The sequence below is a fragment of the Botryobacter ruber genome (assembly GCF_003347595.2).
Taxonomy (GTDB): domain Bacteria; phylum Bacteroidota; class Bacteroidia; order Cytophagales; family Hymenobacteraceae; genus Pontibacter; species Pontibacter ruber_A.
Map to the genome: position 1 here is coordinate 20899 of NZ_QCZK02000055.1, position 23325 is coordinate 44223.

General features: G+C 51.4%; 20 protein-coding genes and 1 riboswitch. Of the genes, 14 read left to right on the forward strand and 6 right to left on the reverse strand.

The window, feature by feature from the left end; translation table 11 throughout:
• Positions 1-329 precede the first annotated feature (329 nt).
• The 8 genes from DCW36_RS18185 to DCW36_RS18220 all read left to right on the forward strand — a co-directional run bounded on the left by DCW36_RS18185 (position 330) and on the right by DCW36_RS18220 (position 10236).
• A complete protein-coding gene (locus DCW36_RS18185; RefSeq protein WP_114778199.1) occupies positions 330-1427 on the forward strand; it encodes an NAD-dependent epimerase in 1098 nt (365 codons plus the stop codon).
• A gap of 45 nt (positions 1428-1472) precedes the next feature.
• Positions 1473-2975 carry a lipopolysaccharide biosynthesis protein gene (locus DCW36_RS18190; protein ID WP_114778200.1) on the forward strand — a complete coding sequence of 501 codons (1503 nt, stop codon included), beginning with the start codon at positions 1473-1475 and terminating at the stop codon, positions 2973-2975.
• Positions 2963-4516 (forward strand): hypothetical protein, encoded by a 1554-nt coding sequence (locus DCW36_RS18195; protein WP_125185136.1) that lies wholly within the window; start codon positions 2963-2965, stop codon positions 4514-4516. Before DCW36_RS18190 ends, DCW36_RS18195 begins: the two co-directional genes overlap by 13 nt.
• Before the next feature lie 33 nt (positions 4517-4549).
• Positions 4550-5296, forward strand: coding sequence for a nucleoside/nucleotide kinase family protein (locus DCW36_RS18200; RefSeq protein WP_114778202.1), 747 nt, complete (start codon positions 4550-4552; stop codon positions 5294-5296).
• Between the two features lie 13 nt (positions 5297-5309).
• Positions 5310-6614 (forward strand): hypothetical protein, encoded by a 1305-nt coding sequence (locus DCW36_RS18205; RefSeq protein WP_114778203.1) that lies wholly within the window; start codon positions 5310-5312, stop codon positions 6612-6614.
• 141 nt (positions 6615-6755) lie between these two features.
• A complete protein-coding gene (locus tag DCW36_RS18210; protein WP_114778204.1) occupies positions 6756-7754 on the forward strand; it encodes a glycosyltransferase in 999 nt (332 codons plus the stop codon).
• A 126-nt stretch (positions 7755-7880) separates the two neighbouring features.
• Positions 7881-8927, forward strand: coding sequence for a DUF354 domain-containing protein (locus DCW36_RS18215; protein WP_114778205.1), 1047 nt, complete (start codon positions 7881-7883; stop codon positions 8925-8927).
• Between the two features lies 1 nt (position 8928).
• Positions 8929-10236, forward strand: a complete 1308-nt coding sequence (locus DCW36_RS18220) for a UDP-glucose dehydrogenase family protein (RefSeq protein WP_114778206.1) — start codon at positions 8929-8931, stop codon at positions 10234-10236.
• Positions 10237-10387: 151 nt separating this feature from the next.
• On the opposite strand, the gene DCW36_RS18225 is transcribed toward DCW36_RS18220, so the two are convergent.
• Complete coding sequence (locus DCW36_RS18225) at positions 10388-12592, reverse strand: B12-binding domain-containing radical SAM protein (protein ID WP_114778207.1); 2205 nt, start codon at positions 12590-12592, stop codon at positions 10388-10390.
• 279 nt (positions 12593-12871) lie between these two features.
• Here DCW36_RS18225 and DCW36_RS18230 point away from each other — a divergent pair, with 279 nt between their 5' ends.
• Positions 12872-13402 (forward strand): hypothetical protein, encoded by a 531-nt coding sequence (locus tag DCW36_RS18230; RefSeq protein WP_125185138.1) that lies wholly within the window; start codon positions 12872-12874, stop codon positions 13400-13402.
• Between the two features lie 389 nt (positions 13403-13791).
• Positions 13792-14322, forward strand: coding sequence for a hypothetical protein (locus DCW36_RS18235; RefSeq protein WP_125185139.1), 531 nt, complete (start codon positions 13792-13794; stop codon positions 14320-14322).
• Positions 14323-14382: 60 nt separating this feature from the next.
• Here DCW36_RS18235 and DCW36_RS18240 read toward each other — a convergent pair whose 3' ends face one another.
• Positions 14383-14625, reverse strand: coding sequence for a DUF2798 domain-containing protein (locus tag DCW36_RS18240; protein WP_114778210.1), 243 nt, complete (start codon positions 14623-14625; stop codon positions 14383-14385).
• Between the two features lie 53 nt (positions 14626-14678).
• Positions 14679-14855, reverse strand: coding sequence for a hypothetical protein (locus DCW36_RS22635; RefSeq protein WP_164891173.1), 177 nt, complete (start codon positions 14853-14855; stop codon positions 14679-14681).
• A 146-nt stretch (positions 14856-15001) separates the two neighbouring features.
• On the opposite strand from DCW36_RS22635, the gene DCW36_RS18245 reads away from it, so the two are divergent.
• Positions 15002-15280, forward strand: a complete 279-nt coding sequence (locus tag DCW36_RS18245; protein ID WP_125185140.1) for a hypothetical protein — start codon at positions 15002-15004, stop codon at positions 15278-15280.
• A gap of 59 nt (positions 15281-15339) precedes the next feature.
• Here DCW36_RS18245 and DCW36_RS18250 read toward each other — a convergent pair whose 3' ends face one another.
• Positions 15340-16446 carry a YncE family protein gene (locus tag DCW36_RS18250; protein WP_114778211.1) on the reverse strand — a complete coding sequence of 369 codons (1107 nt, stop codon included), beginning with the start codon at positions 16444-16446 and terminating at the stop codon, positions 15340-15342.
• A gap of 424 nt (positions 16447-16870) precedes the next feature.
• Positions 16871-18784, reverse strand: a complete 1914-nt coding sequence (locus DCW36_RS18255) for a TonB-dependent receptor plug domain-containing protein (protein ID WP_164891174.1) — start codon at positions 18782-18784, stop codon at positions 16871-16873.
• A 104-nt stretch (positions 18785-18888) separates the two neighbouring features.
• Positions 18889-19089, reverse strand: a riboswitch (cobalamin riboswitch).
• A gap of 187 nt (positions 19090-19276) precedes the next feature.
• Between DCW36_RS18255 and DCW36_RS18260 the strand changes: the two genes are divergently transcribed.
• The 3 genes from DCW36_RS18260 (at position 19277) to DCW36_RS22895 (ending at position 22876) form a co-directional block, all read left to right on the forward strand.
• Positions 19277-20482, forward strand: coding sequence for an alpha/beta hydrolase family protein (locus DCW36_RS18260; RefSeq protein WP_114778213.1), 1206 nt, complete (start codon positions 19277-19279; stop codon positions 20480-20482).
• 143 nt (positions 20483-20625) lie between these two features.
• Entirely contained in the window at positions 20626-21225 is a 600-nt protein-coding gene (locus DCW36_RS18265) for a DNA-3-methyladenine glycosylase (protein WP_114778214.1), read from the forward strand.
• A 205-nt stretch (positions 21226-21430) separates the two neighbouring features.
• Positions 21431-22876: a DUF6600 domain-containing protein gene (locus tag DCW36_RS22895; RefSeq protein WP_125185141.1), complete on the forward strand. Its 1446-nt coding sequence runs from the start codon at positions 21431-21433 to the stop codon at positions 22874-22876.
• Between the two features lie 107 nt (positions 22877-22983).
• Here the strand turns inward: DCW36_RS22895 and DCW36_RS18275 are convergent, their stop codons facing one another.
• Positions 22984-23169 (reverse strand): hypothetical protein, encoded by a 186-nt coding sequence (locus DCW36_RS18275; RefSeq protein WP_125185142.1) that lies wholly within the window; start codon positions 23167-23169, stop codon positions 22984-22986.
• Between the last annotated feature and the right edge of the window lie 156 nt (positions 23170-23325).

Here is a 23325-nt window from a genome sequence, read left to right on the forward strand (position 1 = left end):
GGCGAAGAAAGGTGCTGCGTAGCGTTTGGATAAATCCGGAAGAAAGCTGTTCATCTTGTAGCTGGTTGTTGGAAGCGACCGGCACAGGCGGAGCTTTCGCAGAATAAAATGTTGTACTTTAAATATTAAAAAATTGTCTTTAATGAGTCTGGCCGCACTCCGAAAGGCTGCTGACACATGGTTTGAAACAGCTCTGTTTGCTGATGTTCGGAAACCATCACCTGACTCCCCCTCTACCTGGCGACTCATGCCGGGATAGCAATTCAAGTGTACTACACACCGGAAGAATCAGATCTAAATACAGTGCGATAAATCTAAACACTCAGAAGATGAAAGTATTAGTTACAGGAACAGCGGGTTTTGTTGGTTTTCACTTAGCTGAGCAGCTTCTTGACAGGGGCGATGAAGTAGTGGGCGTAGACAACATAAATGATTATTATGATCCGAAGCTGAAGTTTGCCAGGCTGGCGCAAAGCGGAATACGGGAAGAACTTGTAGACTGGCATAAGGAGGTGCAAAGCTATAAACATGCCGGCTACAGGTTTATTCGGATGAACCTGGAAAATAAACCGGAACTGGTGGCGCTCTGCGACCGTGAGAAGTTCGATGTAATTGTGCACCTGGCAGCACAGGCCGGTGTGCGCTACTCCATCACCAACCCCGATGCCTATGCGCAGTCTAACCTGGTCAGTTTTCTCAACATATTAGAGGTAAGCCGCTATAACAAAGTAAAACATTTGGTGTACGCCAGTTCTTCGAGTGTTTATGGCCTGAACGAAACCATGCCTTTCTCGGTGAAGCACGGTACCGACCATCCGGTGTCGTTGTACGCGGCCAGCAAAAAGGCAAACGAACTGATGGCCCACACCTACAGCCACCTCTACCGGATTCCTACCTCTGGGCTGCGCTTCTTTACCGTGTATGGCCCCTGGGGCAGACCGGATATGGCCTATTTCCTGTTTGCAGATGCTATCCTGAAAAACAAGCCGATCCAGGTGTTCAACTACGGTAAAATGAAACGCGACTTTACCTACATCGACGACATCACCAGCGGCATCATGAATGTAATGGACAAGCCCGCAGAACCGGATGGAAACTGGAATGCCAGCAACCCCGATCCTTCCCGCTCTACAGCTCCTTACTGTATTTACAACATCGGCAACAACACGCCGGTAGAACTGATGAGCTTTATCCGGGAGATCGAAAAAAATATGGGTACCAAAGCGGTTATCGAAATGAAGGGCATACAGGACGGCGATGTTACTGCCACCTGGGCCAACGTAGACGACCTGATTCACCATTTCGATTATAAGCCCAACACTACCATTCATGCCGGGCTCAGGAAGTTTACCGAGTGGTTTAAGAACTACTATGCTGCCGGGAAAGTGGCAGAAGTAAAAGCTGCCGCAAATGCGGTGGGCGTATAGCAGGTGCTGCGGATAGTGTAATTTTTGTACTAAACCCCACAACCTATGAGTCAGGAAAAAAAGCTTACCGAACGAACACTTACCGGTTTCCTCTGGATGATTACCGGCAGTGGTGTGCAGGTAGTGCTGAAAATAGGCGTGCTGGCCGTGCTGGCCAGGCTGGTAGGGCCGAAGGAATTCGGGATCATGGGAATTGCCGTAATTGTCGTGGAGTTTTCTAAAATGTTTACCCAGATGGGCGTAGGACCGGCTATTGTACAGCGGAAGGAGCTGGAAGACCGCCACCTGACTACCGGCTTCACGCTTTCCCTGTTCATGGGCTTCTTCTTTGCCGGCATGCTGGCGCTGCTGGCCCCGCTGCTGGAAGTGTTTTTCCGAATGGAAGGACTGACGCCTGTGCTGCGGGTAACGGCCCTGATCTTCCTGGTCGATTCGCTTACCCTGATCGGGCAGGCGCTGCTGCAGCGCAACATGAAGTTCAGGGCAATTGCAGCGGTTGATGTCGCCTCGTATGCCATCGGCTACGGCGGTATTGGCATAACGCTGGCCTATTTCGGCTGGGGCGTGTGGGCGCTGGTAGCAGCGCACATGGCACAGGCTATCCTGCATGCCGTTATCATCTTTTTCATTCAGCCTTTTTCCAAGCGTCCGGGGTTCGAGCTGGATGCCTTTAAGGAACTGCTTCATTTCGGAGGCGGCATGACCATGGCCCGGATCGGCAATTTTCTCGCTAACCAGGGCGATAACCTGGTGGTAGGACGCATGCTGGGAGCCGGGGCGCTGGGTATCTACGGAAGGGCGCATCACTTTATGGTAATGCCGGCCAGCCTGTTCGGTACCGCCCTGGACAAAGCGCTCTTTCCGGCCATGGCCAAGGTGCAGGACGACAAACAGCGGCTCGGAAAAGCGTACCTGACGGGCGTGAGCATTATTGCTACCATTTCCATTCCGCTGAGCATTGTGCTGGTGCTGCTGGCGCCCGAAATTATCATGGTTTTACTGGGCCCGAAATGGACAGCGGTAATTCTTCCTTTTCAGATTTTGACCTGCAGCCTGCTGTTCAGGATGAGCTATAAAATGAGCGATTCGCTGGCAAGGGCAACAGGAGCGGTCTATAAAAGAGCCTGGCGCCAGGTAATTTATGCCGTCTTAGTGGTGGCCGGTACCTACATTGGCCAGTTCTGGGGACTGCCCGGCGTAGCCGTAGGTGTTGCCATGGCGCTGATCACAAACTTCCTGCTGATGGCACAGCTGAGCCTCGGCATCACCCATGTCAGCTGGCTGAAAATGGCGCAGGTACACTGGCATGGACTGGTACTGGGGCTGACGATTGGCATTGCCAGCTACACCCTGGTAACGCTGTGCCGTTTACATCTTCACTCACACTTCCTGACGTTGCTGGTTACTGGTGTAGCCCTGGGAATACTGTTGGCGTTGGCAATATGGCGCTTCCCCGGGCTGATCAGCCATGAACTGAAGGAGCTGTTTAACAAACTGGTTTTAAAGCGTATTAAAAAATTACCAACCCAGAATGCATGGACGAGCTAATCATCCCACCCATACGGCCTGTTGCCATTCCTAAAAGCAATTCACAAACGCCAAAGCTGGCCCTTATCCGGGACTTGCTGGACGTGTTGCACACGGCTGGTATCCAATACTGTCATTGGAAGAGCAACGAACACCTCGATGCCTCCATGACAGGAGATACCGACCTGGATATTCTGTTCGATGCAGAACAGCGGGAGCAACTGGAAGGACTGCTGGATAAACTGGGCTTTAAGCGCCTTTGTTCCATCACCCAGAAGCAGTACAAGGATATCGAAGACTTTATTGGCATGGACCTGCCATCGGGCAAACTGGTGCATGTGCATGCCCACTTCAGGCTTACCATGGGCGAAATGTACCTGAAGGGCTACCAGCTGGAACTGGAAGAAAGGATTCTGAACAGCCGCGTTTTTGATGAAACATTCGGGATTTACACTTCCGATCCGGCCTATGAGCTGATTCTGCTCTACTTCAGGGAAGCGCTGAAGCTCCGGAACCGCGATGTGATGATGATGCACCTGTTCAACCGGGTAAAGTACTCCGAAAATGTGCTGAAGGAGTACCGGTGGCTGAAGCAGAAAACCACCGAGGCCCAGCTGAAGGCCACGCTCAAAACCATGTTTAAGAATTACAAGCCCATTTATCAACTGGTAACCGGGGGCTTTAACCGCCGGGAGTTACTAAAACTTTCTGTTATCATCAAAGACATCTTCTATAACAACAGGCTGTATTCTCCTGTAACGGCCAACCTGTTGCGGTGGTACCGGGAGGCAACGGTGCGGGTGTCCCGGAAGCTGTCGCGGCTGCTGAACCGCCCTATCCTGTCACAGCGGATAAACCCACGTGGAGGGATTGCCGTGGCCGTGATCGGTGCAGACGGGTCGGGTAAATCTACGGTAACGGCTAACCTGCAGAGCACTTTCCGGCAGAAGCTGGATGTGTATAAGATCTACTTTGGCAGAGGCGACGGCAATATGTCGTGGGCCAGGCGGATGCTGTTACGTGCAAAGGCTGTGGTGGCAGGTGCAGAAAACAAAAAGAAGAAAAAAGGCACCGACCTGGGGGTGGTGCGAAAGCGGGGCGTGCTGGGGAACCTGTACAAATGCGCGGAAGCGGTGATCGTGGCATTCGAAAAGCGCCGGAACCTGCAGCTCATGCAGGAAGCCCGGGAGAAAGGCATGTTCATCATCTGCGACCGTTTTCCGCAGAACCAGATCATGGGCTACAACGATGGCCCGCTGCTGCACCACCTGCTTGCGTCTTCGAACCCCCTGTTCCGGGAGATCGCCAAATGGGAATCGGAGGTATATGCCGCCGCAGAGAACAGTCCGCCGGATGTGCTTTTCAAACTGATAGCAGATGCCGGCGTGGTGGAAGCCCGGAAGCCGGGCGAAACCTCACTCGAAACCCTGGAAGCCAAGATTGCGGGTGTCAGGAGCCTGAAGTTTGACGACAGATGCAAAGTAGTGACAGTAGATGCCACGCAGCCGCTGGACAAAGTGCTTTACACCATCAAGGAGCAGATCTGGGGCAGCTATCGCTGATATTGTTGATTGTATTACCATTTACAGAAAGGCATGGAAGCAAGCTGTAAACTTAAAGAGAATTTTGAAGAAGCAACGTTGGTACAAAAGGTGGCAACTATAATAGAGTTTGTCGGTCCTCCGGGAGCAGGCAAAACAACAAGCTGCAGTTACTTTTCGCAGGTGTTAAAGGAGAAAAACCTGCAGGTATACCAGCTGCAGGATGTTAAAGATTACCTGAGCGAAATGGGCAGCCTCCGAAAGCTAAGCTTTTATGGGAAAACAGTCCTTTTCAAAGGTCGGAAACTGATGCTTTTTACCATCGTGCTGGCTTTTTTTGGCGTGTTCAGTTTTAACGCTGTGTACAGGTATAGCAGGCTCTCTGTGTTTGACCTGGTGCTGAAACAATTTGTAAAAGACAGGAACGCCGACGTGGTATTACTCGATCAGTGGAGCATACAGGAAGTGTGGTCGGCCACTATTTTCAGGCTTAAATCTTACCAGGAAATACCGAAGCGGCTGAAGCAGTTTTATTTTAAAACAGACCACGTGATCTACTTCGATATTGATGTGCCGACTGCTGCGGAACGGATCAGCGGACGGCCAACTAACCGCAGCCGGTTTGACCGGATGCGTCCGGATGAACGGCTTGAAGAACTGGATAAATACAGTACGTACCTGTTTCAGTTGTTCGAGAAATCGGATTGTGAGAACAAATGCATCTTCTCTGCTAGGCAACGCCCGGAGGAGAACGCGGCCGGTTTTCTGCAGTTTTTGAATGCCTCTTTTGTACAAGTTTAAGTTTAGTTGGGTTATGATATTGATTGCATTGTCGCTTTTGCTGGTTATTATCTTCTTCTACGACATCAAGCTGTTCGTACCCTCGCTGTTGGTGTATTTTGTGTTTTTCGACATGTTTGACGGTTTTTACGAAGAAAATAAAATTTATTCTGCCATACGCTACCTCATCCCGCTGGCACTGATCGCCTTTTACATGATGCGGTTTGATGTTCTGAAAAAGTCCGATTTTATTTTCCTGATCCTCACTGTTTACCTGGTGTTTTTGTGGATCGTAAATTCTGGCGATATACTGGTATCTTCCCGCAACTTAATGGCACTGTTTATTACGCTCCTGCTGATTCCGGTAGGCAAGCACCTGGGCAGGAGCGTGGACTTTGTGCAGGAGTTCGAAAAGTATAACCGGGTACTGCTGATCGCGCTGCCACTCTACATCATCAGCGCCAACGTGTTTAACTTCGGGGAATCGTACACCGACGAATTCTCGACCGGCTTCCTGATTACCTCCCGCATGTATGTCGTTCCGATCGTGGTGTTCCTGGCCATCCACTACATCATCACGAACAAAGAGCGCAGCTGGCTTATCAAAGCCACCGATGCTTCCTTTATCCTGCTCAACCTCTGCCTGCTGCTCATTAACACCCGTCGGACCACTTTGGGAATGCTGCTGGGGGCGCTGTTCGTGTACACGCTGCTCAACCGGAAAATAATTTTTCAGATGGTGATGCTGGTTTTTGTGCTGGTGGCCACGCTGGTGTTTACCTACCCGCTGTACGAGGCAAAGCTCACGGCGCAGCTCGAGAAACGGGAGCGCATCCAGAACCTCGATACCTATGAGGAGGAAGGACGGGTGCTGGAAACACTTTACATCATGGACTACCACCAGAAACGGGAGAACCTGGCGGAGCTGCTGTGCGGCGTAAAGCTGTTCGATACTTACGAGTTCGGCGCCAAATACTTCGGACGGGGCCGCCCGATCCACAGCGACATCAACATGATCTTTTTCAGTACAGGGATCATCGGCGTCATCCTGTTCAGCATGTTTTTCCTGCATTACTTCTACAGCGGGAACAGGAGGATTCTGCACCATAACAGGAAGCTGTATTATCCGCTCCTGATCGTGTTTCTGATGGTGCTGTTGCCCGGTCGCTTTATTGGCACCTTAACCTATGCGCCGCTGCTGATGCTCCTGCTCTCTTCCATAAAATACTGCAGGCTGCAGCCCGAGGCAGCAAAAACAGGCAAGGAGGAGGCGGAGGGCCACTATTACCAGAGTGGCACATTAGAAAACACGCCAGGAACGAAAGCGGTCTATTCCTGATGAAACAGCTGCATGCGTGGTGTTGCTACAGTACCAGCTTTGTAAAACCAATAAATACCCAGCAGTCCGGCATCCGGCTGCCGAACAAAAAGGAAAATAGAACAAGTGACAATCAACCGGAAAATTTTAAAACATTAGCTTATGAAAGTACTTTTTGTGTGCAGCGGGAATAACAAAAGCTTTGATATCGTGCCCTTTATCAAAGCGCAGGGAGAGTCGCTGGTGCGGGCAGGGGTGGAGGTGGATTATTTTCCGGTCATCGGGAAAGGCATAGCAGGCTATGTGAAGGCAGGCTTCAAGCTCCGGGATTACCTGAAAAGCAACAGCTACGATCTTATTCATGCCCATTTTACCCTCTCGGGCTGGAGTGCCATTATTGGTGCCGCCGGCAAAACACCGGTCGTGCTGTCGCTGATGGGCAGCGATGCCTACGGCGAATACATTGGCGTTAATAAAATCGAGTTCAGCAGCAGGCTCAATATTCTGTTAACCTACCTCATTCAACCTTTTGTAAAAGCCATCATTTCCAAGTCCCGGAACATCGAGGACTACGTGTACCTCAAGCACAAGTCGTATATCGTTCCGAATGGCATCAATAAAGAGAAGTTTCAGCCGTCGGAAACGGATTACCGCGACGAGCTGGGGCTGAACAACGGCAAAAAACAGGTGCTGTTCCTGGGCAGCAAAACCAACGTCCGGAAAAACTTTAAGCTGGTGCAGGAGGCGGTGGCCAGGCTGAACAGGCCTGATGTGGAGCTGATCAATCCGTACCCGATTCCGCATACCGAAATACCCAAATACCTGAATGCGGTAAATGTGCTGGCCGTCACCTCGCTGATGGAAGGGTCGCCGAATGTGGTAAAAGAAGCCATGGCCTGCAACTGCCCAATCGTTTCTACGGACATGGGCGATGTAAAATGGGTAATGGGCGACACCGAAGGCTGCTACACTACCTCCTTCGACCCCGGCGATTATGCCGAAAAGCTAAAACTGGCCCTGGCGTTTTCAGAAACCAAAGGCAGAACCAGGGGCGAAGAACGAATAAGAAAGCTAGGGCTGGATGCCGGAACCATTGCCAACCGGGTAGTGGCTATTTACCGGGAAGCCCTGAACTACAAAGAAGAAAAAGTGGCCGGTTAAGCCGACATACGATCTGCAGCCACAGTCACCACAGCCTTACCACTTCCGCAACAACAGGTGCAACCGTGAGAAGGATATTTTTTGCTGAGTTTAAGATGATATTATTTAGTTTTTAATTGATGTGAAATGAAGATACTGATTGATATAAAGCACCCTGCCCAGCTCAACCTGTTCAAGAACCTGTCGCGGGTGCTGGCAGACGAAGGCTGGGACGTTACGATCTGCTACCTGGAACGAGGAAAACTGCCCAAGATCATTGCACAGGAATATGCCGGCTTCAGAACCATTCCGGTGGGGAGCAGCAAAGGCACCAAGTGGTCTATTTTCTGGGATGGCAACGTAAAACGCACCCTTACCTTTTTCAACCTCATCCGGAAAAACAACTACAACATATGTGTGGCGGCCAGTAGTATTCCGCTGGCCCTGGCTGCACGAGTATCGGGTGTGCCCATTATCCAGTTTTACGACGACCCCGAACGCGGAAAGATCAACGACCTGAACGCCGTGTTCTCCGACCAGCTGTTCTTTCCGCCGATCGTGGAGAAAACCGAAAAAACCTCCACGTTTAACTGCCTGAAGGAATGGAGCTACCTGAGCCCGCGGTGGTTTAAACCGGATACGCAGATTCTGCAGCGCTATGGCCTTACGCCGCACCAGTACGTGTTCGTGCGGGAAGTCAGCAACAAATCCTTTAACTACTACGACCAGGAAGATGCCATTGTGTGCAGCCTCTCGCAGGAAATAGATCCGAATGCTACGGTCGTGTTGTCCTTAGAAGATAAAAGCATCGCACATAAATTTCCCAAAAACTGGATACTGCTGGAGGAGCCGGTCGGCGATATTCATTCCCTGATTTACTACTCGAAGCTGGTAATTTCTTCCGGCGACAGTATGGCCCGGGAGGGCGCCATGCTGGGGGTGCCGAGCGTATACTGCGGCATCCGGAACATGAAGGCAAATGAAATGCTGATGGGCCTGGGCATACTGGAACACCTGCCGCAGCGCGAAGCGCTTCCATTCATCAACAGCACCATCGCAGCCAGTTTTGACGAGCAGAAACAGGTAAGCACCCGCAATGAATTGCTGGAGACCTGGGATGACATGGTGGATTTTATGAAAAAGCAGATTCACCACTACATGAAAGGACAGATCAACCACTATAAATATCAATAACATGGAAATTTCAGTATTTGGCTTAGGGTATGTTGGCTGTGTCAGCTTGGGCTGTCTGGCTAAAAATGGACACCACGTAACAGGCGTAGATGTAAGCGCTTTTAAAGTAGAACTGGTAAACAGGGGTAAACCTACCATTCTGGAAAAAGATATTGATGCTATTTTTAAGGAAGGCTATGAAAAAGGCAGAATCTCGGCTACGATGAGTGCTGCCGACGCTGTGAAAAACACGGAACTAAGCATTATCTGCGTGGGTACGCCTTCTTCGCCGCACGGGCACCTGAACCTTTCCTATATTTATAAAACTGCCGAACAGATTGGCGAAGCACTGCGGGCAAAAGATAGTTTCCATACGGTGGTGATCAGGAGCACCGTGTTGCCCGGCACGAACCAGAAGATTGGTGAAATAATTGAAGAGTTTTCCGGTAAGAAAAGAGGCGAGCATTTTTCGGTTGTCTCCAACCCGGAGTTCCTGCGGGAAGGTTCAGCAGTGAAAGATTATTATCATCCTGCAGTTACGGTAATTGGCGGCGACCATGAAGGTGCTTTGGAAAAAGTAGTGTCGTTGTACACCAGCCTGGATGCACCCATCGAAATTACCGACATCAAAATAGCAGAGCTGATCAAGTATGTGAACAACACCTACCATGCCTTGAAAATCACGTTCGCTAACGAAGTAGGCAACATCTGCAAATCGCTGGATATTGATTCGCACAAGGTAATGGAGTTGTTCTGCAAAGATACGCACCTCAATATTTCACCTGCTTACTTCAAACCCGGCTTTGCCTACGGCGGCTCCTGCCTGCCAAAAGACCTGAAAGGACTGGTTACGCTCGGCCACGACAACTACGTGCAGACACCGGTGCTGGGATGTATCGAGGGTTCGAATGAGCATCAGAAGAAGGTAGCCTACGAACTGGTAGCCAAAACCGGGAAAAGAAACATCTGCTTTATCGGCCTCAGCTTTAAAGAAGGCACCGACGACCTGCGCTACAGCCCATCCGTAGACCTGGCAGAAACGCTGATAGGCAAAGGCTACCACATCCGGATTTTCGATGAGAACGTGCGGCTGTCAAAACTGATAGGAGCGAACGAGGCCTTCATCAACGAGCGTCTGCCGCACCTGTCTGAACTGATTGTAGCGGATGTGGAAGACGCCATCCGGAACGCCGATGTAGTCATCGTAAACCACCGCACCTTCGATGCCGCTTCATACCTGCAGCTGTTAGCTGAAAAAGCTGCTGTCGTGGACTTAGTAAGGATACCGGAACTGGAGCAACTGCCTAACTACGAAGGCCTGTGCTGGTAACGAAACACCGATTAAACTAAGCTGCTCTATCGTTGGATGCTTCCGTTGCCGCTTACCAAAAGCTGTCTCACCCAGCTACGGCAGCGGGAGCAACACCAATGGTGGCAGCTGCAGTAATGTTTTGGAGGCTGTTCAACAGCTGTAAAAGGGACTACAGGAGCAGTAGCCCCTTTTCGCGTAAGGTAAACCAGGCTGGCGAGTTCAGAAATTCCGTAAAGCTCAGGTGCGCATCCACAGGGTAGCTTTCTTCCAACTGCTGCAGCGTAACCGTAGCACCTGTGCCTGCACTTAGTTCCTGCAGCACATCAAACAGCCACTGCCCGATGGCGGCAGTCGTCTTCACCTCAAAGTCTTCTGCTTTCTCGTAAAACGTGAGCACACAGCGCTCGATCGTTTCTCCCTTCCGGGCAAATATCGTGAAGTCTATTTCCGGCACATGGCCCAGCCACACGACCCGCGCATTTTTTCGGGCGCTGTCGGGTTTGGTGGGTTCAGCGATGGCGTTGGCGATCAGATTTCGCGGCGTGGTGGTGCGTGGCACTTTAAAATCGAACCAGAACGAGAGCGGTTCCTCCAGCCCCACGCCATGCATGTAATTGTAAATTGCTTTGGCTAGCCCTTCGCCGAACAGTTCGTGGTCGGTGCCTTTGGGATCGTCGTGCCAGAGGTCGTTGTTGGCAAAATCGCCTTCCGGCGGACCGACTTTTACCACGCCGTACTTTTCCGGGTGTTTACCGATCGGGCTGTGGGCGGTCATGCTGAAGCGGTGCCAGTAACCGGACTGGATCACATTGTTCACAAACAGCTGCCGCACCACCTCCAGCGAGTCGATGGTTTCCTGAGCCGTCTGGGTCGGGAAACCGTACATCAGGTAAGCGTGCACCATAATGCCGGCCTGTGTAAAACCGTCTGTTACGCGCGCCACCTGTGCTATGCTAACGCCTTTCTCCATCAGGTCGAGTAGCCTGTCAGACGCTACTTCCAGGCCACCCGATACTGCGATACAACCCGAAGCAGCCAGCAGGCGGCACAGGTCCGGTGTAAATGTTTTTTCAAATCGGATGTTGCCCCACCAGCTTATCTTCACCCCCCGTCGCAGCAGCTCCAGCGCCAGGTCGCGTAAGGCGGCAGGCGGAGCAGCTTCATCTACAAAATGAAAACCAGTCTGGCCGGTCTGGGCGATGATCTGCTCGATGCGGTCCACGAGCAGGGTAGCAGGCGCTGCTTCGTAGCGGGAGATGTAGTCGAGGGTGATGTCGCAGAAGGAGCAGCGTTTCCAGTAGCAGCCGTGGGCAACGGTGAGTTTGTTCCAGCGCCCGTCGCTCCAGAGGCGGTGCATCGGGTTAATTACATCGATTACCGAGAGGTAATCCTGCAGCGGCAGATCGCTGTAATCGGGCGTACCCACTTCGGTGTGCGGAATATCCTTATCGAGGCAGCCATTTACGAACTCCACGCTACCATCCTGCAGCAGGAAGGTGCGCTGCAGAAAATCGAGCGGACGCTGGCCCTGCAGGTACTCCAGCAGCTTGAGCCAGGGGCCTTCGCCGTCGTCGAGCGTAATAAAATCGATGTATTTAAAAATGCGGGGCTCGCGCAGGTCGCGCAGTTCGGTGTTGGGGTAGCCGCCGCCCATCAGGGTTTTGATGTGCGGGTGCTTCTCCTTGATGTGCTTTGCCAGCAGCAGTCCGCCGTACAGGTTGCCCGGAAACGGCACTGAAAATCCCACCACATCGGGCTTTACCGCCTGCAGGCGCTCCTCCAGCAGCTCGAGCAGCAGCTGGTCTACCAGGTTTGGTTCTTGCTGCAGCGCCTCCTCCAGCGGATCGAATGAAGTAGCCGACATCGCCAGTTTATCGGCGTAGCGGCTGAAGGCGAAGTAGGGGCAAACCGTTTCCTTAATCAGGTCGCCCAGGTCTTCGAGGTACAGTGTAGCCAGGTAGCGTGCCCGGTCTGCAATGCCCATACTGCCGAAAGCCCAGTCGATATCCTCCACCTGGTCGAAGCGCGCGCCTTCGGGCAAATAGCGGCTGTAGCTGATCTGCTGCGCCAGCGTCGTGTCTTTGTTCTGCAGGAAGCGGATAACAGGTTCAATGGTGCTGAGGTACTCCCGCTTGAGCCGCAGCATGCGCCGGCTGTTGTCCGACAGCTGGTAATCGCCTTCCTCGATGGTGCTGAAAATACGGCTCAGCCCGTTCCGGGTGAACATCCGCAACACAAGCTCAATGCCGAAATCGGCCTGCGTAACGGAATAGCCGCGCCCGGTCAGAAAGCCTTTCAGGTAGGCCGTGGCGGGGTAAGGCGTGTTGAGCTGCGTGAGTGGTGGCGTGAGCAGCAGTATTTTTGGGTTGTTCAAAGCAGATAATTTAAGTGTTGCCGAAGCAGGAAAAACAAATTTACGGATAAAGCTTCTGAATATGAAAGCGCTACTCTGCCAACAGTTGTGCCGGCGGGCAGGTTCAGTGGCTATGGTAAGTACAGCAGGAACAGGATTTTAGCCAAAAAAATACTTTGCATAAAAATGTTGTAACATTATAAAATTTCAATAGTTTTGCGGGATGAAATAATCTGCAGATACGGGTTACTTCGCTCAGTTACAGTCTTTTTAAACCTTTTTCAAAACTAAATTCTTTACATGAAAAAATTTCTACCAATCCTCGTTTTGGCGGTACTTGTGTTTACTGCTGCCTGCACCCTTTTCAAGAAGGATATCGATGTTCCACAGGTATTCTCGATCGAAGTAAACCAGTCGGCTGCTGACCCGCTGCAGTTTACTACTACAAAAGAGGTGACAACTTTAGATGCCGATGTTGAAAAGTACAAGGAAGAGATTGATGAGTTCAGAATTTCGAAAGTAACCTGCAAAGTAGCGCAGTTCTCCGGTTCAAACGCACCTGTAGTTTCAGGAAACCTGCTGTTTGCTGCTGCCGGAACAAGCAATTTCAAAACACTGGGCGCCGTTGAAAACCTGGACCTGAAAGCGCTGAACCTCTCCGGAGATGAAGTGAATGTGCCGATTGCTGACGAGCAGGTAAAGCAGGAGCTGATCAGCCTGATCAAAGCCGGTACCAACATCATCCTGAAACTGGATGCGGAGACAACTGAAAACCCGGTTGTGGCCACGCTCGATTTTACAGTTTACGCGACCATTTCGGTAGAACTATAATTTTGCTGACTTTTTCCGGCGGCAGCGTACCCTGTTGTCCGGAAAAAGAACAGCTAGTAAAAATAAAGCCCGCAGTGCTTCATGTTGGAAGCGCTGCGGGCTTTATTTTTTAGCAGTAGTTAGGAGCAGTGGGAGTGGTGGCAGTGGCTGCAGAGATTTCTGGCGTTTGCTGCGCCGTTTGGTTTTGCAGCTGCTGCCACTGAGGGTGTTATGGCAGGCTGAAATGCGGTTTCTTTCAAAAAAAAGCAACAAGATTTTAAAATAGGAGTATAGGAATTAAATAATATTTTTTATAACTTGTTTAAACATTTAACCTCCTGAAAAATTTCAGACAAAGGCTTTTTTATGTGGAGCAAATAAAATTTATCAACAACAATTAAATTATGATTATGAAGAAGTTACAGGTGTATTTTTGGGTGGCGCTACTTGCTGTTGCAGCTGCCTGTTCGTTGTTCACGAAAGACATTGATGTGCCGCAGTCTTTCTCCTTACCTATTTCGCAGGCAGTTTCCGACCCTTTGCAATTCACGAAAACCTACACCTTAAACACTTCCAACGAGGATGTGGACAAGTATAAAGACAACATTGATGAATTCAGGATCGACAGGATAACTTATAAGGTCAGCGCATTTTCAGGGTCGAACACGCCGGTAGTTTCGGGAACCATGAAGTTTGCGGCCGACGGCACCAGTACCTACAAAACCCTTGGCACCATCAGCAGCCTGGATCTGAAAGCAAGCAATGCCTCCGGCCAGGAATACACCCTGGATATAGCCAGCGAAGCTGTAAGAAATGAGCTGGTAAACCTGATGAAAGCAGGTACTACCGTTAGCTTCCGGTTAGATGCCAGCACTACGAATAACCCGGTAGACGCTACCATCGATTTTAAAATTTATGCCAACATGACTGTAGAGCTGTAGCTTTTCCAGGCTATGATATAAACGCAAAGGCTTGTGCTGATAACACAGGCCTTTTTGCATTTATAATGAAAACTTACGCACAATTTTGTTCACCACAAACGACACGCCGGGCACTATGCCCAGGGCCGTTACGCTGATCAGGACGAATACCACAAAAAAGGAGCGGAGCCACCTGGTAAAAAAGTCGGAGGCAATGCCAAAGGTATACAGTTCGATGGCCGAAGCCAGCAAGAGGCTCAGGACAGCAATAACCAGCAGTGGCTTTTTGAAACGTATTTTTACCGCAGCTTTAGATTTTTTCATGCAAAAGGCATCTTATCTTCTGCAAAGGTACGGCAATAGCGGCAGCTAAAAAATCAGGAATGCCCTTTTTCTGCTTCCTCTTCTTCTTTTGTTTTTCCTGTTTCCGGCGGAGCCGATTCGGCGGGATGCATCTCGTTGCCGAGCCGCTCTTTATCTTTTTTTACACGCTCTACATCCGATGAGTCGTCTTTGGTATTTTCCTGCAGGGGGGCTTTGTGTTGCTCGTTCATAGTGTTTATGTGGTTAATGGCTTGTCTGGTGTAAATACGGGAAATGAAAGCGCCGGGTACATGTCTTAACTCTAAATAGGTTATGGTCGTAGACGTAGGAGCAGATAAAATTTAACTGCTTCATGCTACATCAAAGAAAATAGACTATGGTGAATACAGGAAAATTAAAAGCGGCTTTGGTTGCAGTTGTAGTTTGTGCAGCCACAGGATTTGGCCTGACAGCTTGTAACAAGGGTACAGAACCCGGCGATACCAATGTGGAAAGAGGCGAAATAGTAGAACCGGAAGAGGATGTTGACAAAAGCCTCGGGACAATGGATACGACCGATTACGAACATCACTACGACCACGCCGACCACCCCGATAGCACTGCACTGGGCTCCGGTGCCTATGATCAGGACGGCGACCGCGACAAAAGGCCATAAAACAGAAAGGGGCCACTCCCGCTGGAGCTGCCCCTTTGTTAAATTACATCCGCTACAGTTTACCGGAAAGCAAACCCGTTCGGAGCTACGCCTACTCTGAAAGAATCGACTGCTGCTCCTGATGGGTTATAGCGAATTACCCACCCGTCGGATGTAAAGCCAGGTACTTTGCCCGCGTAGATATAACCGCTTACCGGATCTACTCCCAAGCCATAGAAGCCCGAGGAGGGATAGGAGGCGCCGCGGTTAATCAGGGGGGTGGAGCTAAGCGCAGTAGCAGCTATGTCCTGCCGGTAGACTTTGTTATCGTAGACAAAGTAAAGCTTGTCTTTGGCAGCATTGGTTGTTAAGTTTTTCGGCGAAGGTGCGTTGCGGCTGAACGTAAATGTGCTCACAACTGTGTTGTTGGCCGTGCTGATTTTAGTTAATGCGCCAGGCTCGCTCAGTTCCTCGCTTATAGTCCAGTCCTGGTTGTAGGCTTTGTTGTTGCGGCTGGTAACCCACAGGTTGTTGTCTTTGTCCAGGGCAAGGCTGTTGGGGCCGTAGGTAACCGGAATGGTAGCTTCCAGGGTATCGGTGGCTGTGTTGATAACAGAAACTGTGTTCCCTCCGCTGTTGGCAACGTAAACCTTGCCGCCTGCTACCAGCAGTTTTTCCGGGTTAATGCCCACTTCTATTGTCTTCGTTACAGTAAAGTTCTTCAGGTCCACTACCGCTACACGCCCGTTGCCGTCGTAGGTCACCCATTCGGTTACATAACCTTTCTGGTTGTCGAGTGCGGCAAAATAGCGGGGCATTTTCAGTCCGTTTATTTCTCCCTCCACTTTAAAGGTATTGGCGTTGGCTACATACATTTTCTGGCTGTTGTTCACTACCAGGAAAGCGCGGTCGTCGTGGGTGCTGATGTCCTGCAGCACATCGCCCAGCAAGAGCGGGTTATTTTGCTTGCTGAAGATGTTGTTTTCCAGTTTGCCCGAGTTGCGGTTGTAATAGCTCACAGAGGCATTGGAGGCGTTGAAACTGCCCTCGTTGGCAATAAGCACGGCGTTGGCAGCATAGGCACCAGTGGGTGCATCATTCTCATTTTCACAACTGGTAAAGGTAAAGGCACCTGCTGTTAAAGCCGCAGCCAGGAAGAAGCTGCGCACAGATCTGTTTTTTGTCATGATGATTGGTTAATGTGTTAATGGGTTAATGTGCTAATGGGTTACTATGATTAGGGTGCAGCGGGTGTGGTGGCAGCTGCAGTAATGTTTTGTCTGAACCTTTGATTAACGGTGATTTAATTGATGACTATGATTATTTGTCTGAATCAGGATTAACAGAATTTTAGGATTTTCGGGATTAGGTTTGTTTGTGGTTCGCGCAGGAGACGCGGGCATCGCGTCTCTACAGCCATATCCCCTACCTCTCTACCTCTCTAGTACAGGGTTGAAAATCTTCAACCCCTACAAAATTTCTACCTCTCTACCTCTCTACCTCACTGTGTCAGGGTTGAAGATTTTCAACCCCTACAAAATTTCTACTTCTCTACCTTTCTACCTCTCAAACTCTCAAACTCTCAAACTCCCAAACTCTCTAACTCCCAAACTAAATTATGTATCGCAAACTGAAGGTGTAGCTGCGTGGTGGCATAGCCCGGTTCACCATGGTCTGGTAGCGGGTGTTGGTTGCGTTGTCGGTGCGCAGGGTGGTGTGCAGTTGGTGGCGGCCCAGCTTAAATTGTTTGCCCACGGACAAGCCCAGCAAGGTGAAGCCTGGCATACTTTCAGAGTTGTTGGCGGTGGTGTAGCGCCTGCCGGTGTAGGTCAGGTTGCCGATAAAGCGCCAGGTACGGTAGGAGGCATCGGTGGAAAAAGTGGCTTTGTGCAGCGGTACGTATGGTAACTGCCGGTGCAGTTCCGCTGCGGCTCCCTCATACGACTTTACCTGTTCCGAAGAGGTAAAAGCATACCCTGCTGCAGCACCCACCACAGCCTTACCTGCTTTGGCAGACACACGACTGCTGAACTCCAGCCCCTGCGACTGTACCTTCTGCAGGTTCAGGGGTGTCCAGTAACCAACTCCGGTATCTGTCCATTGTACCCAGTTGTCGAGCAGGATGGTATAGGCTGTTGCTTCTGTCTCCACAACCACAGCGCCTTTTGCAAAGAGGTGCCGCAGGCCTGCTTCATAGTTCCAGCCTTGCTCCGGCTTCAGGTCAGGGTTGCCGCCGGGGCGCCAGAATCGTTCGTTCAGGGTGGGTACCCGGTAACTACCCGATACATTACCTTTTACACTGATGTAGTGCTGGCCGAAGCGGGCAAACTTCCAGTTGGCGCCGAGGGTAGGCGTAGGCACCGGGTTAAAGCCTTCCACAAATGCCTGCCGTAGGTTCAGGCTCAGCGCCAGCCTTTGCACAGGCTCGTAGCGGAAAAGTGCGAAAGCGGCGGCTCGTTTTTCTGTTACCTTACCGCCATAGCCATCTACAGCCGCATCGAAATACTGTAGATTCAGGCCGCCTTTCAGGCTCCAGCGCCGGCCATAGGTATACGTCTGCTCTGCCTGCAGCTGCCAGGTGCCGATATCGGTGCGGGAGTTGTTATGGTTGTCGGTGTAGTGGAGGAAATCGGAAAAATAAGCCGCTTTGATACTGGTCTGGCCCCAGCGGCTGTTGTGCCCGAAGCTGGTGAGCAGGCGCAGGTTTTTGTCGAGCTGAGCGGCGTTGTTGTCGGCTGCGCCCATGGCAGGCTGCAGTTCGCGGTCGGTGTAGGTGTACCAGCTGCTGAAAGCAAGGTTTGTTTTGGGGCTCAGGTGCCAGGTAACATCCTGTGTAAAGCCATGCTGCGCTACTCCTGCATGCGCCATCCGCTCCCGTGGCGCTCCGAATTTGCCAGCGTTGCGGTACCAGAAGTTGTTCTGCGCCTGCTGCCGGTAAGCGCTTCCGCCCACCGCAATTTTTTCGCTGCTGTAGCCTGCGGAAATGTGGCTGTAGTAGCGACCGAAGCTGCCCACTTCCTGCTGCAACGCTGCCCGGAATCCTTTTTCAGTATAATCGGGAGAGTTCAGCATCACGGCTCCGCCGATAGCGCCACTGCCATACGTAGCGCCTGCTGCGCCATGCTGCACCGCCACATCTCCGACACCGCTTAAGGGCAGCGTGGCAAAATCGTTCTGCCCGAGCGAGGGGATGGCGATGTTGAGCCCATTCCAGAGTACTGCCGTATGCGAAGCCGAGGTTCCCCTGAACGAAACACTCGACAAACCGCTGGCGCCATAAGATTTGAGGTAGAGCGGCGTGCGCGTCTGCAAAGCTTCGGCCAGGGAGGCGGAGCTGTAGGTTTGGAGGTAGCTGCTGTCAAGCGAAAACACGCGGCTGCCGGCGGCGTATACTTCGGCGGGCTTGCCAAATACTTCTACGGCGCCAAGTTCGTAGTGCGTGGTGTCCTGCTGGGCCACAGCCACGGTAGCCACCGTGCAGGAGGAGGCCAGCAGGCAAAAAATAAATTTGTGAAAAGTTGTCACTACATGTTTGCTTACATCCCGAAGCATGCAAAGGGGCAGAAGTGCAGGAACAGCTAGCGCTTGTGGAGCGGAGGCCGTGCAGCTTTTTACCCGAAAGCATACGACAATTTTGTCTGGAACTGGCAGGTCTCCTGGCTTTCTCCGGTCAGCCCGCCTTCCCATCCGGTGCCGGACAGTGGCTTTGGTGTTGAGCTTTCCTTTTAATGGAGATTACAGTTGCGGGAACAGCGCAGGTTTTACACCTGCTTCCCTTTTAAGGCCCTTCGTACAGAAGTAGAAGCGCCACCAATCTGTTGCAAAGGTAACGAACTTTTTAATACGGGCGTGTCCGGAGCAGGAATTTTTTCGTTGTGCTGCTGTGGAGCCTGCTGCTGCCTGCGTTGTGGGGCTGTTAAATAAAATATTAAATAAATGTAATGTTTTGTAAATTCACCGTTTCAGAATATCAGGCCTGAACAGGTAATTTTAAATTTTAATCAACACAAAAAAAACATGAAACCAAACTTAAGACATTTTGGATGGATACTGCTGCTGTATGTATTCGTGCTGGGCGGGTGTAAGGATAACGAGGAAGAACCGACGCCGGAGAATAACAGTAATTTTGTATCGGCTACATTGCTGGGGGAACTTCCCAAAAATACCTTGCAAACCTATGCAACAGCTTTTGGTTTTGGCAATTACGTGGTGCATATCAACTACGATGTATCTTTTTACCGGCTCCACTACCGAACCCGCTTTAAGGGCCAGGAAATTGAAGCATCCGGTCTGGTGGCTGTACCCAGAGGTACTACAGCGGCTCCTGCGCTGCTGAGTGCACAGCATGGCACGATGTTTCGCGAAGCAGATGCACCTTCTAATTTCCCGAATACCTTTAGTGGGTTCGAATTGTTTGGTGCAGCCGGCTTTGTAACGGCTATCCCGGATTATATAGGGATGGGTGCCTCCAAGTCGGTGGTGCATCCGTATTACGACGAAGCGCATTCAGCTGCCGCCGTAGTAGACATGCTGAAAGCAACCAAACACTACCTGCAGACCCAGAATATTGCTTTCAGCAACAAATTATTTTTGGTTGGTTATTCGGAGGGTGGCTATGTAACGCTGGCGGCGCAGAAGGAAATAGAAACCACACCCGGGCACAACCTGGCTGTAACTGCCGTAGCCGCAGGAGCGGGGGCATACGACCTGCCTGTAATGATGAACATGGTGGCGACTGCTTCCTCCTACAGTAATCCTGCTTTTCTGGTAAAAATGGTGCATGCCTACAATAATACCTACAACTGGAACAGGCCTTTAACCGATTTCTTCCGGACCGATTATGCTGCAGCCATACCCGGCTTACTCGACGGCACAAAAAGCCTGGAGCAAATAAACCAGGCGCTGTCTCCTAGCCCGGCAGAATTGCTGAACCCAACGTTTTATCAGAACCTGCAAAGCACTACCGGCGAAATGGAGCTGAAGCAGAAACTAGTGGAAAACAGCTTCTTCCTGACCTGGAACCCTAAAAGTCCGACCCGGCTTTACCACGGAACCCAGGATGAATCGGTTTACTACAGAACCACCGAAACAGCCTATGAAAAGTTCAGCGCAGGTGGCGCTGCCAATGTGGAACTGGTTCCGATAGAGGGTGGTACGCATGTCTCTTCCATAGAACCAATGATGATTGATGCCCTGCTTTGGTTCAAGTCGTTAAACAAATAAAGTAAGCACAGCAACTTTTGCCAGAAAAGCTCCGGAGGATCAGCCTTCGGAGCTTTTCCGTTATCGGTTCAGCGCATTCAACTTCTTGGCTTGCTGCAGCGTAAGTTCTCCTTGATATCCATCCCAAAACGCCTGGTTTTATTTTGAAGCTACCATCACATTTTTATACCCGTCCCAACGTCGTGCAGGTGGCGCAGGACCTGCTGGGCAAATATCTCTACACGAATATTGGCGGTGTACTGACCGGTGGTATGGTTGTAGAGACAGAAGCGTACGCCGGCGAAAACGACCGTGCCTGCCATGCCCATATGAACCGCCGCACCCCACGCACCGAAATCATGTACCAGGAAGGCGGCGTGGCTTACGTGTACCTGGTGTACGGCATCTACCACCTCTTCAACGTCATCACCAACACAGCCGGCAAAGCCGATGCGGTACTGGTACGAGCCATCGAGCCCACCGAAGGCATACCCGAAATGCAGCTGCGCCGCCACATGCCCGTCCTGAAACCCAACCTGACGGCCGGGCCCGGTGTGCTGAGCATCGCCCTGGGTATTGACCGGAAACTGTATGGCGCCGACCTGACCGGCGATACTATCTGGCTGGAGGACCAGGGCGTGCAGGTGCCTGCCGGGCACATTGCTACAGGCCCGCGCATTGGCGTAGACTATGCCGGCGACGATGCCCTGCTGCCCTGGCGCTTCTGGCTAAAAGATAACAAGTGGGTGAGCCGCAGCAGGTAAGTTGTTAAGCTTCAGTGCAAAGCGAATCGGCAGGAGCCAGGGTACGTAAAACCAACAGGATAAGCAGCTTCTCCGGAAAACGCAGATTATTGTCTTTTACCAGAAAATGTTGAGAAACGGTGGCTGTAGCTGCGTTTTTGGCAAGATATTTATTCTATATACAGCATATAAAATAATTTCAGGATCATGTTAGCAACTTTCGACAATGGGAACTTTAAAAAAGTACTGGGCAGTACTGATGCTCACCTGTCTGGCCTTTGGCCTGGCAGGTACTGAACAAGCAAGGGCTCATGGCGGGACCAGCGTCTCCTTCCAGACCTTTTACGATGAACTGACGCCGTACGGCCGCTGGATCAACTACCCCGGGCATGGCTATGTGTGGGCACCCGATGTAGAAGCCGGTTTTCAGCCGTACGCTACCCGCGGGCACTGGGTAATGACAGAATACGGCAACACCTGGGTTTCGGATTATGCCTGGGGCTGGGCGCCTTTCCACTACGGCCGCTGGCTCTGGGACGATTATTACGGTTGGGTATGGGTGCCTGGCAACGAGTGGGGACCAGCCTGGGTGAGCTGGCGCACCGGGGGCGATTATTACGGATGGGCGCCCTTAGGTCCGGGTGTGCACATCAATATCAACATACCAGTGGCGCATTGGGTGTTTGTGCCAAGGCGGCATGTGATGAGCCGCAGATGGCACAACTACTGTGCACCCCGAACAACTGTTGTGAACGTCTACCACAACACGATCATCATCAACAACTACTATAATTACAACAACCGCACCTATGTGTACGGGCCGCGGGTGCAGGAAATAGAGCAGCATACCCGCAGCAGGGTGCAGGTGCACCGTGTGAACCAGGACAGCAGGCCCGGTCGTGCAGTGGTTGACAGGGGGGCAGTGAGAATGTACCGGCCTGAAGTAACGGCACAGCGCAACGAAGCACCTGCCCGGGTTGTCAGCCGCGAAAACTTTACACGTCCTGATCGCTCAAGCGTTGAAAGAGTAAACGACCGCGAAAGAACCGACAGAAGCAGCATCTCCGGTGACAGGAGCAGTGTTGTTAGAGAAGGTACAGCTGAGAATACCGGTATTTCACCAAGAGAACGGATGGCGGAAAGCAGGCGCAGTACCGAAATCGGGGACAATGCTACAGGCAGAAGCAGTACGTCGCGCGATGACTATACCGACAGGAGAGAGGCCGTTATACGGGAAAGGTATCCGGAGCGCAGAACCAATATACCGGCTACTGATAATACCAGCCCGCGTGAGGCAATAAGAAACAGGCCTGACGCAGCCGTGCGAGAAACAGAGCGTGCCCCTGTACAGGAGCGGGTTGTCAGGGAAAGACCTGTCCGTACGCCGTCATCCGTCGAGCGCCCTGCCGGTTTGGAAGCACCGGTCAGGCGGGAACTTCCGCAGCCTGAGCGAAGCCCGTACAACCCGGGTGTGCGACAGGAGCAGCCTGCCGGAAGGTCGGTGCAGCGGACCGTTCCTGACTACAGCCAGCGGGCGCGTCAGCAGATCAGCCAGCCGCAGGTTGGGCAGCAAAACCGGCAGAGTCTGCCGCAAAGGCCACAGCGCAGCCAAATACAGCAGCAACGGCAGGAGTCTTCCGGTGGCGTACCCGAAAGGCGAAGCAGAAACTAAGTACAAAGCCGCAATATCAAAAAGCAGAAGAGGCTGCCCCTGTAGCTGGGGCAGCCTCTTCTGCTTTTGATTTATGATCTATCGTTTCTTCTGGCTTACATCATAAGCTAGAATTTATTTCTTCTCTTTTCTGTGCCCAACTCGTTGTCAGTTGAGCCTCTGGGCGTGTAATCATTAGCTCCACGATTACCTACCGCATCCCGCTTCAGACTGTTGCCAATATCAGAGGGATCTTTCTTGCTGAGATCAGTCAGTTCAGACTCTTGTTTCTTATTTTCTTTATTCTTTTTCATAGTTCTCAAACTTTGGTTCCGATAATAGTTTACGTAGTTTGCTTATTTTGGCTGCCACTTTTTTAGCCGTCAGCTTCTGCTAAAGGCTGAGAGTGGCTGTTTACTCCCTCCATATGTTATCTCTTTTCAAAGAAAGATAAACTCCTGCTGCTCTTA

Coding starts and splice junctions, on each gene's coding strand:
- DCW36_RS18185 (WP_114778199.1), top strand. CDS start 330: ATGAAAGTATTAGTTACAGGAACAGCGGGTTTTGTTGGTTTTCACTTA.
- DCW36_RS18190 (WP_114778200.1), top strand. CDS start 1,473: ATGAGTCAGGAAAAAAAGCTTACCGAACGAACACTTACCGGTTTCCTC.
- DCW36_RS18195 (WP_125185136.1), top strand. CDS start 2,963: ATGGACGAGCTAATCATCCCACCCATACGGCCTGTTGCCATTCCTAAA.
- DCW36_RS18200 (WP_114778202.1), top strand. CDS start 4,550: ATGGAAGCAAGCTGTAAACTTAAAGAGAATTTTGAAGAAGCAACGTTG.
- DCW36_RS18205 (WP_114778203.1), top strand. CDS start 5,310: ATGATATTGATTGCATTGTCGCTTTTGCTGGTTATTATCTTCTTCTAC.
- DCW36_RS18210 (WP_114778204.1), top strand. CDS start 6,756: ATGAAAGTACTTTTTGTGTGCAGCGGGAATAACAAAAGCTTTGATATC.
- DCW36_RS18215 (WP_114778205.1), top strand. CDS start 7,881: ATGAAGATACTGATTGATATAAAGCACCCTGCCCAGCTCAACCTGTTC.
- DCW36_RS18220 (WP_114778206.1), top strand. CDS start 8,929: ATGGAAATTTCAGTATTTGGCTTAGGGTATGTTGGCTGTGTCAGCTTG.
- DCW36_RS18230 (WP_125185138.1), top strand. CDS start 12,872: ATGAAAAAATTTCTACCAATCCTCGTTTTGGCGGTACTTGTGTTTACT.
- DCW36_RS18235 (WP_125185139.1), top strand. CDS start 13,792: ATGAAGAAGTTACAGGTGTATTTTTGGGTGGCGCTACTTGCTGTTGCA.
- DCW36_RS18240 (WP_114778210.1), bottom strand. CDS start 14,625: ATGAAAAAATCTAAAGCTGCGGTAAAAATACGTTTCAAAAAGCCACTG.
- DCW36_RS22635 (WP_164891173.1), bottom strand. CDS start 14,855: ATGAACGAGCAACACAAAGCCCCCCTGCAGGAAAATACCAAAGACGAC.
- DCW36_RS18245 (WP_125185140.1), top strand. CDS start 15,002: ATGGTGAATACAGGAAAATTAAAAGCGGCTTTGGTTGCAGTTGTAGTT.
- DCW36_RS18250 (WP_114778211.1), bottom strand. CDS start 16,446: ATGACAAAAAACAGATCTGTGCGCAGCTTCTTCCTGGCTGCGGCTTTA.
- DCW36_RS18260 (WP_114778213.1), top strand. CDS start 19,277: ATGAAACCAAACTTAAGACATTTTGGATGGATACTGCTGCTGTATGTA.
- DCW36_RS22895 (WP_125185141.1), top strand. CDS start 21,431: ATGGGAACTTTAAAAAAGTACTGGGCAGTACTGATGCTCACCTGTCTG.
- DCW36_RS18275 (WP_125185142.1), bottom strand. CDS start 23,169: ATGAAAAAGAATAAAGAAAATAAGAAACAAGAGTCTGAACTGACTGAT.